This window comes from Fulvivirga imtechensis AK7, assembly GCF_000331535.1.
GTDB lineage: Bacteria > Bacteroidota > Bacteroidia > Cytophagales > Cyclobacteriaceae > Fulvivirga > Fulvivirga imtechensis.
Window position 1 is genome coordinate 22,098 of the sequence record NZ_AMZN01000139.1, and the last position, 17,623, is coordinate 39,720.

At 42.5% G+C, this 17,623-nt stretch carries 10 protein-coding genes; 6 read left to right on the top strand and 4 right to left on the bottom strand.

Features of this window, described 5'->3' with window-relative positions; all coding sequences use genetic code 11:
• Positions 1-66: 66 nt before the first annotated feature.
• Positions 67-873, bottom strand: a complete 807-nt coding sequence (locus C900_RS26875) for an AraC family transcriptional regulator (protein WP_009583648.1) — start codon at positions 871-873, stop codon at positions 67-69.
• Between the two features lie 180 nt (positions 874-1,053).
• Positions 1,054-2,154, bottom strand: a complete 1,101-nt coding sequence (locus C900_RS26880; RefSeq protein WP_009583649.1) for a fatty acid desaturase family protein — start codon at positions 2,152-2,154, stop codon at positions 1,054-1,056.
• Positions 2,155-2,570: 416 nt separating this feature from the next.
• Here C900_RS26880 and C900_RS26885 point away from each other — a divergent pair, with 416 nt between their 5' ends.
• Complete coding sequence (locus tag C900_RS26885) at positions 2,571-4,802, top strand: bifunctional SulP family inorganic anion transporter/carbonic anhydrase (protein ID WP_051053049.1); 2,232 nt, start codon at positions 2,571-2,573, stop codon at positions 4,800-4,802.
• Positions 4,803-4,926: 124 nt separating this feature from the next.
• Here the strand turns inward: C900_RS26885 and C900_RS26890 are convergent, their stop codons facing one another.
• Complete coding sequence (locus C900_RS26890; RefSeq protein ID WP_009583652.1) at positions 4,927-5,655, bottom strand: pyridoxamine 5'-phosphate oxidase family protein; 729 nt, start codon at positions 5,653-5,655, stop codon at positions 4,927-4,929.
• A gap of 86 nt (positions 5,656-5,741) precedes the next feature.
• Here C900_RS26890 and pdxR point away from each other — a divergent pair, with 86 nt between their 5' ends.
• Positions 5,742-7,193: a MocR-like pyridoxine biosynthesis transcription factor PdxR gene (pdxR, locus tag C900_RS26895; RefSeq protein WP_009583653.1), complete on the top strand. Its 1,452-nt coding sequence runs from the start codon at positions 5,742-5,744 to the stop codon at positions 7,191-7,193.
• A gap of 52 nt (positions 7,194-7,245) precedes the next feature.
• Here pdxR and dnaA read toward each other — a convergent pair whose 3' ends face one another.
• Positions 7,246-8,664, bottom strand: a complete 1,419-nt coding sequence (dnaA, locus tag C900_RS26900) for a chromosomal replication initiator protein DnaA (protein ID WP_009583654.1) — start codon at positions 8,662-8,664, stop codon at positions 7,246-7,248.
• 270 nt (positions 8,665-8,934) lie between these two features.
• On the opposite strand from dnaA, the gene C900_RS26905 reads away from it, so the two are divergent.
• The 4 genes from C900_RS26905 (at position 8,935) to C900_RS26920 (ending at position 17,567) form a co-directional block, all read left to right on the top strand.
• Positions 8,935-10,089, top strand: a complete 1,155-nt coding sequence (locus C900_RS26905; RefSeq protein ID WP_009583655.1) for a methylmalonyl-CoA mutase family protein — start codon at positions 8,935-8,937, stop codon at positions 10,087-10,089.
• Entirely contained in the window at positions 10,089-12,215 is a 2,127-nt protein-coding gene (gene scpA, locus C900_RS26910) for a methylmalonyl-CoA mutase (protein ID WP_009583656.1), read from the top strand. Before C900_RS26905 ends, scpA begins: the two co-directional genes overlap by 1 nt.
• Before the next feature lie 65 nt (positions 12,216-12,280).
• Positions 12,281-16,516 (top strand): CHAT domain-containing protein, encoded by a 4,236-nt coding sequence (locus tag C900_RS26915; protein ID WP_009583657.1) that lies wholly within the window; start codon positions 12,281-12,283, stop codon positions 16,514-16,516.
• A gap of 223 nt (positions 16,517-16,739) precedes the next feature.
• Positions 16,740-17,567: an ion transporter gene (locus C900_RS26920; protein ID WP_009583658.1), complete on the top strand. Its 828-nt coding sequence runs from the start codon at positions 16,740-16,742 to the stop codon at positions 17,565-17,567.
• Positions 17,568-17,623: the final 56 nt, after the last annotated feature.

Sequence of the window (17,623 nt, forward strand, 5' to 3'; positions counted from 1 at the left end):
CTCGATGTTTTCTTGCTGTAAAATTTGTGTTTTGTCAGCTACCGGTATTGTAAAAATCGGACATAATCACCTATCAACAGCCTGAGTGGGGGTAACGCCATAAAGCGTTTTAAAATCCTTAATAAAATGCGCCTGGTCGTAATAGCCAGCCTCGTAGCACGCCTTACTATGACTCAGGCGCTGGATAGACATGCTGCTGAGCACCTTCTGAAAACGCACCACCTTACTGAAAGTCTTGGCAGTATCGCCAATGTAAAACTGAAACACTCTCCGTAGTTGTCTCGGGCTCAGCCCTGTGTCCAGATCTGACTCAATAGCAACAGCATCGGATTGATTGAGAATGATATTAACGGCATTATCAAATCTGTGATCTGTCAACAGATCTACTTTCATTATAATCGGTAAGAAGTAATCATCAAGCAAACTTTTAATTGGCTTCTCACACCGGGGTGAAAAACGACTGGAAATATACCGGGATAGTGAAGGAACAACATCACTGAGGTTTTCAGTACGATTACTCAACTCGACAGCGCTAATTTTAAATAGTCGGGGAAAAACTGAGGGCAGGAAGCGGATACCAATATAATGGAAAGTATTATCGAGCGTGAATTCCATATGCTTTTTACAAAACCCCATTATGAAGTTGTTTTGCGAATTATCTAATTCGAAGAAAATATCAATACAGCCATCTGCAACAACTTTATAACAGAAGGGCGCTGCCAGCGGATGAAGGGTTTTGAGTTCCCAATAGCAATGGATGAAGGGTTGCAGCCTTGGATCCGGTAAAAATTCAGCATACACTACTTTCTCTCCTGCCCTTTTTACAGTGGGTTGAACGGGGCAATAAAGTTGTCTGAGATTAGGTATGATCATAAGGCAAAGGTGTTTTAGCCTTTTATAAGGTCAAACGGTAAAGCGGTGCTAAAGGATGCAAGGAGGAGTCCAATCTGATCTCCACTGACTTCGGATTAATTTTTCGGATACAAAATTTCACACTAAACATTTCTCCTCTATTCAAAGGATCGCTGTTTTAGTGAATATAACCTCAGTCGCCTAAACCCTCACCGGCTCCAACACCATATCTTCCCGGCCAAACTTCTTCAGAGTTTTATAGTGAGAAGCAAGAGCGCCCAGAAAAGTAGGGTTTTCGTGGTACGGCACACCATATTTCCTGGCAGTACGAGCAACTATCCTTGAGATCTCAGGATAGTGAATATGACAGATATTGGCAAAAAGGTGATGCTCCACCTGGAAGTTTAGCCCTCCACATAAAAATGTAGCTATCGGGCTTTTGGTTGAAAAATTGGCAGTAGTCTGCATCTGATGTACAGCCCATGATTCGTCCACCTTTCCATCGGTATCCGGCTCCGGAAACTCCGTACCCTCAACTACATGGGCCAACTGGAATACCAGTCCAAGTACAAACCCTTCGGCCAGATGCATTGCAAGGAATCCGATCACGAATTGCCACCAGGTAATATCCATAACAAGCAAAGGAACAACGATAAAGAGGCTGTAATAAAGCGCCTTAAAGAAAAACAGATTAAAATATTCTATTTTAGGGTGCTTGCTGTTATCGGTATGGCCTATTTTCTTTTGAAAGAATTTCACATAATCCTTCCTGAACACCCACGAAAGAGAGGCGAATCCGTACAGGAAAAATGCATAGAGATGCTGATACTTCATGATGGGTTTCCGCCGGTCTTGCGGAGAAACACGTACTAATCCGGGAGCCACATCAAGATCCTCATCATGGCCGGGAATGTTAGTGAATGTATGATGCACCTGATTGTGCGTCACCTTCCAAACGTAGGCATTTGCTCCTATCAAATTAAAGGTTAAGCTTAAATAATTATTAACCCTGCTACTGGAAGAATAAGAACCATGAATAGCATCATGACAAACATTAAATCCTATAAAAGCCTGTACCATCCCCAGCAAAACAGCCAGGAGTAAAGCCACAGACAAACTGAACCCTCCTAAAAGTATTAATAAATAAAGCGCAACTAATGAGCCAAGGAAGAACACAGTCTTGAAAACCATGGCTGCGTTTGCATTCTTACTAATGTTGTTTTTTTTAAAATACTCATCAACCTCTTTTTTTACTTCAGCGTAAAAACCAGGTTGTTTTTTACCATTAAATTTTATCTTCATAAATACGTGTTATAATCCTCCTATCAGGATCTTCTAAGACATGATGGGAAACATTTCCCTAATCTCATAATCTCTAAATCTAAGACTTATGAAATTAGGATTGAAATATTTCATTTAATTTCTCTTGAAGTGTAGCGGGTATTTTGAGGAATTATTTAGAGAAAAGAAAGAAGTGTAATAGTTTAAAGTAAAAAAAGGACAATACACCAATCAATACAGAAATGTCCAATGAGCCAAAATTGTTATCATACAGCAAATTTGCATAGCTGGAATGAAAGATATTCCCGGGAGTATCCGGTGATATTTTTATGAATTTAAAATAGCAGATATTATATCTTAAATTATTAACTTCATGGTTTACGTATCTTTGCACAACTACCAATCCAGTAAAAAATTCCAGATCAAATTATTACTTAATGAGTAAACGGTTAAATAAGTATGCGGTAGATTTAAAAAGCATTAAGAAATCTATTTTTAGCAGCCCGGGAAGAGATATCCCATCCGGCATTGTAGTTTTTCTGGTCGCACTTCCGTTGTGTCTGGGTATTGCATTAGCTTGTGGTGCGCCTTTGATTTCCGGCCTGATATCCGGGATTATCGGGGGTATAGTAATAGGCGCTATCAGTCAATCAGATATCAGCGTTAGCGGACCAGCGGCCAGCCTTACGGCAGTAGTGTTGGTGGCCATACAAAGCCTTGGAAGCTTTGAAGTTTTTTTACTCTCTCTGACAATAGGAGGCATGCTGCAGCTTTTACTAGGCATACTAAAAGCTGGAATAATTGCGGACTACATGCCCACCAGTATCATTAAAGGCCTCCTGGCTGCCATCGGTATAATACTCATCTTTTCGCAAATCCCTTATGCACTTGGAATAGAGCAGAACAGCCGTCTAATGGATTATTCCCGTAATTTTATTCTCTATCCACCAGATATTGAAATGATCCTTGGCTCATTGGCTCCAGGGGCATTGGTTTTAACCATTATTTCACTATTGATCCTGATCTTTTGGGATAAGACGTTTTTAAGGAAAATCAAGCTTCTTCCTCCGTTTTTGGTGGTGGTAATATTAGGTGTATTCATCAATATATTCTTCAAATTCTTTATTCCTTCTTTTTACCTTGAAGGCACTCACCTGGTAAACATCCCCAGCATCGATGCGTTATCTTCATTTTTTGCCTTTCCCGATTTCGGAGCCATAGGCAATATCAATGTATGGACTTACGGGTTTACTATTGCCATAATAGCCTCCATTGCTACGTTATTGGCAATAGAGGCGGCAGATAACCTCGACCCACATAAAAGAATAAGCCCACCCAATAGAGAGCTCATAGCCCAAGGCATTGGAAATACTCTGGCTGGCTTGATCGGGGGTATTCCTATTACATCCGTAATCGTCAGAAGCTCCGTAAATATTGAAGCAGGGGCAGAAACAAAATTATCAACCATCATACATGGCATACTATTGCTGGCAAGTGTACTGGTGATCAGCTCGGTGATCAACCTGATCCCCCTGGCGTCACTCGCTGCCATACTCCTAATGGTTGGTTATAAGCTTGCTTCTGTTTCCATTTTTAAATCAATGTATGCCAGGGGGTGGAATCAGTTTATTCCATTTATTGTCACCGCCATAGCCATAGTGGTCACTGATGTACTGCTCGGAGTATTGATTGGCACGGCCATTAGCATTTTCTTTTTGCTAAGAGGAAATTACTACAATCCATTTCAAATTGAGAGGATCAAGTCAAAAGAAGGGGAAAAGATCCGTCTGGAACTCTCTAACGAAGTATCTTTTCTTAACAAACCTGCCATAAAAAAAACATTGTGGAACCTGCCTGAGAATGGCGAGGTAGTGATTGACGCTACTTTTTCCACATATGTTGAACCTGATGTAATCGAGCTACTGCATGATTATAAAGATACCTTTGCCAAAGAAAATGATATTAATATCACTATTACAGGTCTGCGGGAAAGCTATCACTCAGATGCTAAACTTGATTTGATCAAAGAACCCTACGTCAAAAAAGAGATTTCCACCCCTGAAGAAATTTTGGATTACCTGAAACAAGGCAACCAGGGTTATGTCGCGGGTAACCTCGTGTCGAGAAGATTAAGAAATAAGGAGTTGATGGATTTTATTAGAGATGCTCCCCTGGCAACAGTGGTGAATTGCCTTGATATGAGAGAACCTTTAAACATGCTGTTGAATTCAGGTATTGGCGATCTTATACCCATAAAAGCTGCAGGTAACCTTATGGGGACCCATTTGATCCATAGTACGGAAATAGCCTGCCGAAAGCAGGGCGCACGTCTTATTTTGCTAATGGGCAACTCCGGGAATTCCTTTATTAAGGATGCCCTTGAATGTCATCTTGCAGGCAAAGACTCCTACCTGCAACCCTTAATTGCTCCTGCGTTGGCTTCCGGAGAATTCAGTGAGGAAAGGCTCCGGACTGAGCAAATAAATGCTTTGGCAGACTCCATTGTATTATGGAATCTGAAACTATCAGTATCAAGCATTATACAACAAAACGAATATATTAAAGAAGAAGTGACCAAAGGAAACCTTGGTGTATGCTCCGGGTTCTTCAATCGGGAAACCGGAAAAATTGACTTTTCTCCGCTATATCAGGTAAACGGTAAGAACTAAGAACTCTTACCACTTGCTCATGCCATCCATAGTGACCGGGAATGATCCCCTGGCTAATACACCGAGAGGAGACTATCGCACCTCGATTGCCGTCTCACATCATCTCATCTCACATCTCCTACCTTCATTTAACCCAGGAAGCATTACCCAGATGGTGACCCGTGCTATTTCTAAAATGCTCAACAAGATTAAACCCCTGATCATGACTTTTTACATAATTACGGACCGATGATGAAATTTTTGTGCCTTTTTTCAAAAGATCATCAGCTATAGGAGCGCTAATGCCCATACCAACAGGAATAATACCAGCCCACACATCCAGGTCGTAATCTTCCTTGTCATCCTTTGGCGGGCCTGTCCTTATCTTGGCGGAGGCATGATCTATCTCAATTGCCAAAACGGTAGTTGCCTTTAATTCTTTGGCGCTAGGCGGCCTCACCTCATTCCACCTGTCGCGAATCAAGTGTTCAGAAATCACATATAGTGCATGTTCTTTATTTTCATCTGCCACGGGATAGGCGTTACCAAAAACAACTACCGACCGATAGTTCATGGAATGATGAAATGCCGATCGCGCCAAAACCAGTCCATCAACGTGGCTCACTGCCAGGCTCATAACAACGCCCGCCTCCAGGTTTTTAATCATCCTGCTCGTGGTCGCTCCATGAATATACAATCTGTTTTCCTCCCGACCGTATAGTGTTGGAATAATGAACGGGCGTCCATCAACCACAAAGCTGATGTGACATAAAAAACCTGCATCCAGAATACCATAGACTGTTTCCTTGTCGTAATGACCTCTTTCAGGGGCCCTTTTAACTTTGTTCAGTGTAGTAACTTCAAATTGCTCCATGAGATATTTTTTTTAATTACAGCATAAATTTATAAGCAAACCGGATTATCTTTAGGTGCCAATTTTAACTAAACAATGGGTCCGGTATGTTTCCATGGAAAACAGTTATACAGCTTGAAGCTCAATCATCTTCTCCACTATACCTGCAAATGGTCAATGTTATAGTTCGGGAAATCACATCCGGCAGGCTTCCAAAAGGCAGGAAAATACCAGGTAGTCGTGCAATGGCAGATCTGCTATCGCTCAATAGAAAAACGGTGGTGCAGGCTTATGATGAGCTGATGGCCCAGGGATGGCTGGAAGTATTTCCCTCAAAAGGGACTTTTGTGTCTGCAAAGCTACCCGTTATTCAGCCGGTGGCCCTAAATCAGGACAGGGTAAGTGAGCCGGAGGAGCTATTGCGCATCAAGTCAACAAACTTTATTCTTCAGTATGAAAATCGCCCCCCACATCAGATAGAAATAAATGATGGCGCCCCGGACCACCGTCTGGCGCCCGTTGATTGGATATATAAAGAATGCCGGTCATTGCTGCGCACCGGATATGGCAAACGTCACTTAAGATATTCACATGTATTGGGGGATGGCAACCTCCGGGAAGTTTTAAGCAAGTATCTTTCTGATACCCGTGGCATGAGCATTGGCACGGAAAATGTGCTTATCACCCGGGGAAGTCAAATGGGACTATACATCATTCTCAATATTTTAATGGACAAAGGTGATGCTGTTGTAGTAGGTGACACCAGCTATGATGCGGCTGACTGGACAGTGCTACAATATGGAGGAAAACTTATCCGTGTAGAGGTAGATGAACATGGTCTCAATATTGAAAAGCTGGAAGTAGTTTTAAAAACAACGGATATAAAAGCCATATATGTTACTCCGCACCATCACTTTCCTACTACTGTTACATTGTCCACCGAAAGACGTCTCCGGCTATTGGATCTGGCATTAAAATACAATTTTGCGATCATTGAGGACGACTATGATTACGATTTTCATTATAGTAGCAGCCCGTTGCTACCCCTCGCCAGCCTTAATCACCATGAGCATGTTATTTACATCGGGTCCTTCAGCAAAATCTTCGCTCCCGCACTGCGGATCGGCTATGTGGTAGCCTCTTCAAGGATCATCAATGAACTAGGTAAAATAAGGAGGATCATCGACAGACAGGGAGATCCGGTGCTGGAGCATGTTATGAGCCTGGCGATAGAAACAGGTGAGTTGCAGCGTCATCTAAAAAAAACTTTAAAGGTATATCAAAACAGAAGAGACCTGTTCTGCCATTTGCTAACAAAATATTTTTCAGACATTTCCACCTTCAAAACGCCTGAAGGGGGAATGGCAATCTGGACCAGGTTTGATCAAAAGATAATGGTAGGATCGTATTTTCCCGAATTACTCAAAAAAGGATTGTTTATGAATATTGACAAAGTGTATGTACGCGAACTGAATGCTCTCCGCCTGGGCTTTGCATCCGTAAATGAAAAGGAAATAACCCAAGCTATGGACATTATGGCTGATGTTATTAAACCGTAATGTTATTTATGAAAAAAGAGGGGTTTATCGTAATCGTTTCTGGTGACCTTTCTTAAATTGCTTTCATTTTAAGCTTTTTCTTCAGCTCTTCTACTGACGATTTAAAGGAGGCATTGGTATCCATCATATCATTTACCGACTGCACAGCATGGATAACAGTACTATGATCACGTCCACCAAAATGATATCCTATGGCTTTCAGCGAATGATTGGTATATTCTTTAGCAAAGTACATAGCGACCTGTCTGGCAATTACAATCTCCTTCTTTCTGATCTTGTCCTTTAGTGAGGCTACCTCTACTTTGAAGTACTCCGCTACAGTTTTCTGAATATAATCTATACCAACTTCTGTCTCTATATCGTGAACAATATTCTTAAGGGTCTGCTTTGCCAGTTCAAGGTCTATATCCACGCGATTCAGGGATGCATGCGCAATGAGCGAGATCAACACCCCTTCCAACTCCCTGATATTAGTGTCTACGCTATATGCCAGGTATTCAATTACATTGTCAGGTATGTAGATGCCATCCGTTTGCATCTTGCGCTGGATGATCGCCACCCTCGTTTCATAGTCAGGTTGCTGAAGATCAGCAGTCAGCCCCCATTTAAACCTGGAGAGCAATCTTTCCTGTAGTCCTTTAAGGTCTCTGGGTGGGCAGTCGCTGGTCATTACGATCTGCTTTCCGGCCTGATGCAAGTGGTTGAATATGTGGAAGAATATCTCCTGCGTTCTTTCTTTTCCTGCTAAAAACTGTACATCATCGATGATCAGGATATCCACCTGCATATAGAAATTTTGAAATTCCTGAGTTTTATTATTGCGTAGCGCATCAATAAATTGGTTCGTAAATTTTTCTGACGATACATAAAGCACAAATCTATCAGACAGGTTGTTCTTTATCTCATTACCTATGGCTTGTACAAGGTGTGTCTTTCCTAAACCTACACCACCATAAAGCATCAATGGGTTGAATGATGTTACTCCGGGCTTCTGAGCAACAGCATAACCAGCGGACCTGGCCAGCCGGTTGCAATCACCTTCGATATACGAATCAAAAGTATTGTTGGGGTTTAATTGCGACTCCTGATACAGCGAATCAACAGACTTCAACTGAAAAGGAGAAATATATTCTTCTTTAGCCCCGTTTGATCCGAAATTTTTTGCCTGCGTGCGATTGGGCAGACTTACTGACAGGGGGGAAGACTTGCTGTTACCCTTATCCACAATAACGGAATACTCAAGTCTGGCCTGTGTTCCCATTACTGCTGTTATAGCCTTTTTCAGCACATGCACATAATGCTCCTCGAGCCATTCGTAGAAAAACTGGCTGGGAACCTGAATGGTTAATACATCATTTGAGCACTTTAAAGGGACAATAGGCTTAAACCAGGTATTAAAACTCTGATCCGCTACGTTCTCTTTGATCACCCTCAGACAATCACCCCAAACCGTTTCGCAATCGATGTGCATGTATAAATAATCTTAAAAGATTGGTATTGTAAATAAACCCTCCAAGAGAAAAGGGTAACAAATTTGTGAAAAAAAACACGAACATAAAAGGCTCATCTAAGGGTATTTTTCAACATTTTTTCCTCAGTTTACTTGGAAACAATTAAAAGAATATGAATTCTTCAAAATGTATAAATCAATAATTTAGCCTCTCCGAACTTCCCTTTCCATACCTCTCAGTAAATAGTCCAAAAAGCTTAACTTTACAGAGCAAACTTACATTATTTATTGATGAGTAGACAAAAGGAAAATTTATTCAGCGATTTTAGGGCTGTTTCAAAGAAAGAATGGGCGGAGAAAGCCAGGGAAGACCTGAAGAATGAAGACGTTTTTGAAAAGTATAACTGGGCCTTGGAAGAAGGGCTTGTGCTTCAGCCGTACTACGATAGAGGTGACTTGACGGACTCTGCCAAAGCATTTCATAATCGTTTGCTTATAAAAGACAATACCACAGGCGAACCGCGTGAGTGGGAAAATATTCAAAAAATAGTGGTCAGCGATGCCCGAATCGCCAATAAGACCGCTTTAGAAGCATTAAATAATGGAGCTGATGGAGTTATATTCGACCTTAGTAAAACAGCGGCCATTGTTCCGCTCGAAGAACTGCTTGAAAGCATCCTGATCGACTATTGTAGCATATCCTTCATCTTCAACAACAATTATGCGGCCTACCTGGAGTATTATAATAACTATGTCAGGAATAAAGGTATAGACATACTGGCCCTCAAAGGTTTTATAGCGCTCAACCATGCTGGTCAGGGCTCATTCCTTGAAGTTTTTGACCAAACTATCAATTATTCCAACATAAAGAGCATTGCTATACGATCAGAAAAAAACAAAGCGTCTGAAGAAGTTGCAGAATTGCTAACAAAAGCCGTATCACACATCAATGCAATTGTTGATACAGGCATTGATCCTCAACAGGCGCTTTCCAACCTGGCGGTCATTACGAACATTTCCGGCAACTACTTTGGCGAAATAGCCAAAGTGAGAGCGATACGTCAGCTTTTCTTTCAGGTGGCCAGGGCATATGGTATTGAGGATTTCAACCCTGAAGATCTCTACATCCATTGCATATCCCCAGCCTGGACGGATGAAAAGTATCAACCACATGCCAATATGCTGAAAGCAACAACTGCTGCCATGGCTGCCGTACTTGGCGGGTGTAACAGCCTTACAGTTGACCCTGAAGACTATAACAATCCTTTAATGGTACGAATAGCAAGAAACGTGAGTCATATATTGAAAGAAGAATCTTATTTAAATAAAACGGCTGATCCCGTTGCAGGAGCTTACTTCATAGAAGTAGTCACTGATGAGATAGCCAAAAATGCATGGACGATGTTCCAGAAAGAAGTAGCCAGGAAAGAGGAGGTACAGAAATGATGAAACCGGATTTTAACAACATATCATACAACAAGTATCAGCCGGAGGAGATTCTCTCTAAAGAGCCGGGAAGCTGGTCATCGGCTGAAAAAATCGCTATCAAGCATTTATATAATAAAGAAGATTTTGATCAACTGCCACATACGGGATTTTCTGCCGGCATTGCTCCTTTTTTAAGAGGGCCGTACACCACCATGTATGCGAGCAGGCCATGGACCATTCGCCAGTATGCCGGCTTTTCCACTGCGGAGGAGTCTAACGCTTTTTATAGAAGGAATTTGGCAGCGGGCCAAAAGGGACTGTCGGTGGCTTTTGACCTGGCTACACACCGGGGTTATGACTCTGATCACCCCAGGGTAGCTGGTGATGTTGGCAAAGCAGGTGTAGCTATAGATTCTATTGAAGATATGAAGGTACTTTTTGACCAGATCCCACTGGACAAGATGTCTGTCTCCATGACCATGAATGGCGCTGTAATCCCTATCATGGCATTTTATATTGCGGCAGCAGAGGAGCAGGGCGTAAAACCGGAACAACTGAGCGGTACTATACAGAATGATATCCTGAAGGAATTTATGGTGCGCAACACTTATATCTACCCACCTATCCCTTCCATGAAGATCATCGCGGACATTTTCGCATATACTTCCAAAAACATGCCGCGTTTTAACTCCATCAGTATAAGCGGCTATCATATGCAGGAAGCTGGTGCTACAGCAGATATAGAACTGGCCTATACACTGGCAGACGGATTGGAATACCTCAGAGCAGGGATCAAAGCAGGTATGGACATCGATGATTTCGCACCACGGCTGTCCTTTTTCTGGGCTATAGGTATGAACCATTTCATGGAAATTGCCAAAATGCGTGCCGGAAGGTTGCTTTGGGCCAGGCTTGTAAAGCAATTCAACCCTAAAAACTCTAAATCCATGGCGCTGCGCACGCATTGCCAAACCTCGGGGTGGAGCCTTACCGAACAGGACCCATATAATAATGTGACGCGCACCTGCATAGAAGCGCTGGCAGCAGCACTAGGCCATACACAATCACTACATACCAATGCTTTGGATGAGGCCATTGCCCTGCCTACAGACTTTTCCGCCCGAATAGCCCGCAATACGCAACTCTACCTTCAAAACGAAACGGGCATTACAAAAGTGGTTGACCCTTGGGGAGGCTCGTATTATGTGGAGAATTTGACGGCAGAGCTCGTAGAAAGAGCATGGAAACTGATCGAAGAGGTGGAAGAGTTGGGTGGGATGGCAAAAGCTATCGAAAGCGGACTTCCTAAAATGAGGATAGAGGAAGCCGCTGCGAGAAAACAGGCTCGTATCGACTCAGGAAAAGACATTATAGTAGGCGTAAATAAATACAGGACTGATGAAGCGCCCGACTTTGACATTCTGGAAGTTGATAATGCCAAAGTGAGAGATCAGCAGATAGCCCGGCTGGAAAAAATCAGGAGTGAGCGCGACAACCCTTCCGTAGAAGCCGCGCTTGCCGCCATCACACACGCTGCTGAAACCGGAGAAGGCAACCTTTTGGAACTGGCCGTGGACGCAGCCAGGAAAAGAGCCTCATTAGGTGAAATATCAGATGCCATGGAAAAAGTATTTGGACGTCATAAGGCTACTATACGTTCGATTTCAGGAGTTTATTCAGGTGAAGCAAAAATGGATAATAATTTTAAAGAAGCTAAAACGCTCTCTGACCGCTTCGCAGAGATGGAAGGAAGAAGACCGAGAATAATGATCGCTAAAATGGGGCAGGATGGCCATGACCGGGGCGCTAAAGTGATAGCAACCAGCTTTGCTGATCTTGGTTTCGATGTAGACATCGGTCCTTTATTCCAAACCCCGGAAGAAGTAGCACAACAGGCTGCTGAAAACGATGTACACGTAATCGGAGCTTCGAGCCTGGCGGCAGGTCATAAAACGCTTATTCCTCAGTTGATCCAGGCGCTAAAACGGTTGGGAAGAGAAGATATTATGGTTATTGCAGGAGGAGTCATCCCGCCAAAAGACTACGACTTTCTCTATTCGGCAGGTGTTAGTGGTGTGTTTGGACCAGGCACCGTGATTGCTGAAGCGGCTAAGAACATATTGAATAAATTAATGGAAGATTGAAAATGCCGTTTTAAAATAGTTATATTTATTATAGAAATAACTTACCGAGACTTAATTGCACTAACATGAGCCCCAATAACCTAAGGTCATCAGCTTTGGTAGTAATACTGCTATTGCTGGCTCCTGCCATAATTTATGGACAAAAGTGGGAGAAATATCTTGATAAAGCAGACGCCCAATACGAAGAAGGCGACTATGCCAAAGCCACCAAAACACTTTCGAAATTTAAAAGTAAGGTAAGCAAAAAGTTAGGCCCACAGAATGAGTATATGCCTCAATACTATTTGCGCGAAGCCCGCTTTAATCTGGCTGTAGGGATTTTGGTCGGTTTCGAAAATAGTCTTCAACAGGCTTTATCGGTTAGTGCTGCGGTTAATGGGGAAAATAGTGCCAAGCATGCTATGAACCAATTGGAGGTTGCGGGAATCCTCGCCCACTATGGCAACTATGTGAGCGCCAAAGAATATGTGGAGGCATCTGAAAAAACACTCAACGCTGCCAACAGCATGACTGACAATCTGCAAGCGAAGGTTAACATGACCAGATCCAGCGTACTATCAGGACAAGGTTATTATAATGAAGCACTTACGTTTATTAATAAACATCTTGATTATTTTCAAAGCCGTGCAGTAACAAAAGAAGCATATGTTGATGAGTCCGGTAAATTAAAGACCCGCAGACTGTCAGAAGAAGATGTGACCGAGCGCTTGGGAGACTATGCTACCATGCTCACCCTCAAGGCAAATACCTTTCGAAATAAGGGTAACTACAATAGCGCTGATAGTGCTTTTACCCGTGCCGAGGAGTGGATAAGCTCCAATTTAGGCAACGAAAGTGTTCATTATGTTTACAACCAATTCCTCCATGGCCAACTGTTGGTAGAAAACGGGATTAATGTAGATCGAATGCCTAATGGGATCAAGTTTGAGAAATCACTTTCCTACCTGAAAAGAAAACATGAAGAATCGCATTACCTGGCTTTTGACCTGTATGAAGTATTGCTTAAACAATACTTAATTAACGATAATAAAGGGAAATACCGCAACCTGAAAATTGAGTATGAAAAAGCCATCAAAAGGAACTTTGGCAGGACCAGCCTTCATTACCTGAACCTGGAAACCATCGAATTTGATTCCAAATTGGTTAAAGACCGAACCAGGAACCTCGAAACCAAGGCTTCGACCATATTGTCTTCAACACGTGCACTGCCAAGAAACCACAAAAAAACTGTCGCCATCCTGGATTTCCTTTATAGACTGGAGCTTCAAAATCAGAATTTCCTATCAGCAGAAAAACATTTAGCCGATATTATTGAAATTAAAAAGGCCCTTTACGGAGAAGATTCTCCCGAATATCATTTGGCAAAGATAGAACTGGCCAACTACTATCTCGATTATACTGATAAAATTAAAGACGCAGAAAAGATCTACCAGGAAAGCTTCTTTGATATCGTTAGCAAACAGATTAATTCATGGCATAAAGATTATGTTAACATATTGAACCATATTGCTTCGTTTTATGAAAACACGGACCAGTATGCCAAAGCATCAGCAACACTTGAGCAGGCGTTGCAGGCTGCCCGTTCTAAATATGATGATCAAGACCCTGACTATGGTGTGGAACTTAACCAGATAGCGACACTCCAGATCAAACTGGGGAACTATGATCAGGCGCTTGAGAACATAACCAAATCAATAGCAATACTGGAAAACGAGCGGAGAAATGAAAAACGGGTAGTGGATTATGTAGATGCCATGGAAACACAGGCAAAATTGCGGGCTATTCAGGGACTTTTTGATGACGCGGAAATAATTCTCGGACGTTCGCAGAAATTATTGACCCGGGCCGGAACTACCGTAACTTATAATGAACTGGAAGCTGCCGAGGAATTGGCAAGTTTATATATAACCCTGGGCAGGTATACGGAAACTGAAAAATTACTTCAGAAGCTGATCAGCACCTATGAAGTAAGGTATGGCCGAAGCTCTCGCAGGCTGGTAGGCCCGCTGGTTAACAGCGGACGGCTAAAGCTCATCTCGGGTGAGTATCCTGAAGCTGAAAAAATAGCCAGGAGGTCGCTCACTATTGCAGAAAGTATATTTGGCAACAACTCATCTAAAGTGGCTCCGCCACTGCTACTTCTTTCCGAGGTCTACACCAGCATTGGAGACTATGAAAAAGCACAGGAAAATGCGCAGCGTGCAGTTAAAATACAGGAGAGCCAGTTTGGAAGAAACCACGTAGATGTAGGCAATTCGATCACCCAACTTGCCCTGATCAAGTTTTATAAAGGTGACAACCTCAAGGACGTGGAAAAATTGATGGATGAAGCCAAAAATATTATCGCTGGTAAACTGGGCAACAGAAACCCCCAATATGCCAATATTTTAACTGAGCTTTCTAAGGTCTACATCTCGCAAAAAAGATATGATGAAGCATTCAATGCACTGGGACTAGCCGAAAATATATGGGTAGCCAAGGTGGGAAGACGCAATAATATTAATGCTGCAGGTATATATACCCTGACAGGCGATATATATTATCTGCAACGCAAGTATGACCTGGCGGAAGGTAATTACGAGAAAGCAAAAAAACTCTATGAGAAGTTCTTTAATAATAACCATCCTGAATATGTAAAGATCTTATCAAAACTGAGTAAGGTCTACTACATGGAAGGGGATGCAAAAAAATCGAAAAAATTTATAGAAGAGGCGCTGACCAACTATGGTAATTTCATTAGAGATTTCTTCCCCGCTCTTAGCGAACGGGAAAAAGCTAAATACTGGAATACCATAAAACCGGATTTTGAATTCTATAATACACTAGCATTTAATATTAAGGGTACCGACAAAAAAATAGTGGGTGAAGTATATAACAATGCCCTGCTCACAAAAGCTATTTTGCTTAACTCCTCCATAAAAATCCGGGAACGCATTCAGAATAGCAGCGATGAAACTCTCAAGAGCAAGTACAATGAATGGCTGAGTAAGAAAGAACATCTGGCCACGGTGTTATCCATGAGCGTAGAACAACTGCAGGAAAACCAGATCGACCCTGCAGCATTACAGCATCAGGTGGAACAACTGGAGAAAGAGCTGAGCCAGAAATCAGAATTATTTAGCTCAAGTTTTGAAGACAAGACCATTGTATGGCAAAATGTACAAAAGGCGCTGAAACCAAATGAGGTGGCCATAGAAATGGTTCGATACCGCTATTTTGATCACATATTTACAGATTCCGTGGTGTATGCGGCTATTTACATCAAGAATGAAAAGGAACAGGGGGCTCCTGAGGCGGTGCTTATAAAAAATGGTAAAGACCTGGAAAACAAATACTTTAAATTTTACCGGAATAGCATCATATTCAAGGTTAGGGACCGCTATTCCTATGACAACTATTGGCTACCCTTAAAAAACATTGCCGGGGCCTACCCTACAATATACTTGTCTGCGGATGGTGTGTATAACCAGATCAACCTGGAGGCTATCCCCACAAATGATGGTAAATATGTTATAGATGACTCTAACATTATTTTGGTGAGCAACACCAGGGATATCTATTTCCGTCAAGTCAAGACCCAACTTATACAAGAGGAGAAGAGAGCGTCTATGTTTGGCAACCCCGCATTCTACCTGGCGGCCAATTCAGGCGATATAAACCCGCTACCAGGCACTGAACGAGAGGTGTCCGAGCTCAAAAACCTGCTAAAAACACAAGGCTGGACCACCAGCTCTTATACAGAGCGTGAGGCAAACGAGGAGCAGATCAAGAGGTTGGATAATCCAAAGGTATTCCACATAGCCACACACGGATTTTTTGTACCGGCTAAAGAGCTGCAGGCCGCAGAGGAGATCACACAAAGTGAAGCTGGAATGGCACAAAATCCGCTTATGAGGACAGGATTACTATTAACGGGCGCTGGCGATCTGCTTGGCAAAACAGCTTTTAACTATAACATTGAAAGTGGTATACTCACTGCCTATGAAGCAATGAACCTTAACCTGGATCAAACAGAATTGGTGGTACTTAGCGCTTGCGAAACAGGATTAGGTGAGCTGGCTGTCGGTGAAGGTGTTTACGGGCTGCAGCGTGCCTTTTTGGTAGCTGGTGCTAAAACGCTGATCATGAGCATGTTTAAAGTGGATGACACTGCTACACAAAAGCTAATGGTTAAATTTTATCATAAATGGCTCGAGACCGGTAGCAAGAGGCAATCATTTGTAGACGCGAAAAAAGAGATCCGTACCGAATACCCTGAACCAATCTACTGGGGCTCATTTATCATGATCGGTCTCGAGTAACATAATTCATTCAAATCAAAGAGGCTGTCTCATAAGTCTCCCTCTGACGTCATCCTGTCACGATAGCAATTAGCTTTCGGGATCAGGATCTCCTGGTGGGTTTCTACCCATTTCCAGGGGATTCCAAATCAAGCTTGGAATAACAAGTGACTTTTGAGACAGCCTCTTTTTATTTTGCTCTCTATAATTGACTTTAATGCCCTAAAAACGCATTTTCGTAGCTATGACCAAGGACTATTCCAAAGCAGGCAAAAATTGGAAGGATATTCTTCATGAGATAATCTTTGAAGCTGACACCCCCGGAGGAAAAGTCTTTGACGTCATCCTTTTGATTGCCATTATTCTCAGCGTAGTAGCTGTAATGCTTGAAAGTGTAGCTAAAATAAAGTTGGAGTATGGTCATGTGTTATATATAGCTGAGTGGGTTTTTACCATTTTATTTACTATTGAGTATGTAACAAGACTTTTGATAGTAACCCGGCCATTTAAATATGCCATTAGCTTTTTGGGTATAATTGATCTATTATCTGTCATTCCGACTTACCTGAGTCTGATATTTGTAGGAGCCCAATCTCTATTGGTAATTCGCAGCATCCGGCTGCTGAGAGTTTTTCGCGTATTTAAGCTTGCACGATTTCTCGGAGAGGCTTCTCAGCTTATGTCGGCCCTAAAAGCGAGCAGGCCAAAGATCATTGTATTTATTGGCGCAGTATTTACCATGGTTGTGATCCTGGGTACGCTGATGTACCTCATCGAGGGCGGGGAAAATGGGTTTACCAGTATTCCTAAAAGTATTTATTGGGCGGTGGTTACACTCACTACTGTTGGGTATGGTGACATCGCTCCTCAAACGGTGTTAGGCCAGGGTTTAGCCACCCTGATCATGATCCTGGGTTATGGCATTATTGCCGTGCCAACAGGCATTGTATCCGCAGAAATGACCCGGCAAAAACCCTATTCACCTGTTAGCACACAAGCCTGCCCGCATTGTGGCGCTGAGGGCCATGATAGCGATGCGGCATACTGCAAGAAGTGTGGAGGACATCTATAACTAGTGCTGAGTTAAGCATACTTTAGCCATACCAAGCTTTGTTCTTTTTGTCCCAT